The following is a 1,029-nucleotide window of genomic DNA, read 5'->3' as shown; positions in this document are numbered from 1 at the left end:
TAAAAAGTATTGTATTTATAAACTATAGGTATATAATTGATTTAAGTTTTAATCTTTTTGTATCAAAAAAGAGTTTATGCTGACTTGTTAATCGGACAAGAATAAAAAAAGAGAGGTTTATAAAATGGCAATTGCAAAAGAACAATTAATCGAACAAGGTTTAAGTGAAGAGATTGCAGAAAATATCTTAAATCAGTTTAATAATGAAGCCAAACAAATTAGAGAAAGTGTGCAAAAACGCGAAGATGTGATATCAAAAGAAGACTTTATTAAATTATCTAATGAATTAGATGAATTAAAGGCTTTTAAAGATGTTCCATCGACTAAAATTGAAGATATTAAAACTAATTTAGATAAAGTTAGTGGTAATTCTTTAACTGAAAAAATGCAAACTTTAAAAGAATTAAAGCCTGATTTGTTTGTACAAGAACAACCATCAGTTTCACCAACTAATTTTATTAAAGATATGATTGAAAAATCAACTGAAAATAAAAATGATGAAATTGAAACTATTAAAGAAAAAGGAGCATATACTCCTGATGAAATTAAAAAATTAACTGATTATACACTTAAAAACCTTAGATAATAAGGGAGTGAAATTATGGCAACAATTAATTTGCCACAAGTACCTTTTACATTGGAAGGTAATACAACAGACCAAAAAGCATATGTTGATATGGTTAATGCTTTATTGCGTGGACCTTTATATAATGAATATGCAAGTATTATGCAGTATGCAACAGCAACCGCAGAACAAGTTGCTTGATTACCTAATGCAGGACAAGCATTATATAATTTAACTCATCGTGTGGTATGGCAAGATGATTATTCATTACCAAATGGTGGGACAACGCAAACAATGGGATTAACAAGAATTCCAGTTCCTATTGATAAGAGATTTAATTTAAAATTAATGAATGAGGCTTTTGACTTGGCATTAATAGAACAAAATATTAAAAATGGTGTTATTGCTGATGCTATTTCTAGTGTTGTACAGAATAAATTTGTTAATTTAGAATGTGAATTAAT

Annotated in this window: 2 protein-coding genes; both read left to right on the top strand. The window is 27.5% G+C overall.

All coding sequences use genetic code 4. The features are described 5' to 3' along the window. Window positions 1-124 precede the first annotated feature (124 nt). A complete protein-coding gene (locus EHV01_RS05910; RefSeq protein WP_422066652.1) occupies window positions 125-586 on the top strand; it encodes a hypothetical protein in 462 nt (153 codons plus the stop codon). Window positions 587-601: 15 nt separating this feature from the next. Further along, window positions 602-1,029: hypothetical protein (locus EHV01_RS05905; protein ID WP_422066651.1), on the top strand; the 428-nt coding region annotated here is incomplete at its 3' end.

It is taken from the genome of Spiroplasma sp. hy2 (assembly GCF_044714365.1).
Classification (GTDB): Bacteria; Bacillota_I; Bacilli_A; order Mycoplasmatales; family Mycoplasmataceae; genus Spiroplasma; species Spiroplasma phoeniceum.
This window is presented reverse-complemented; position numbering and strand designations above follow the sequence as displayed.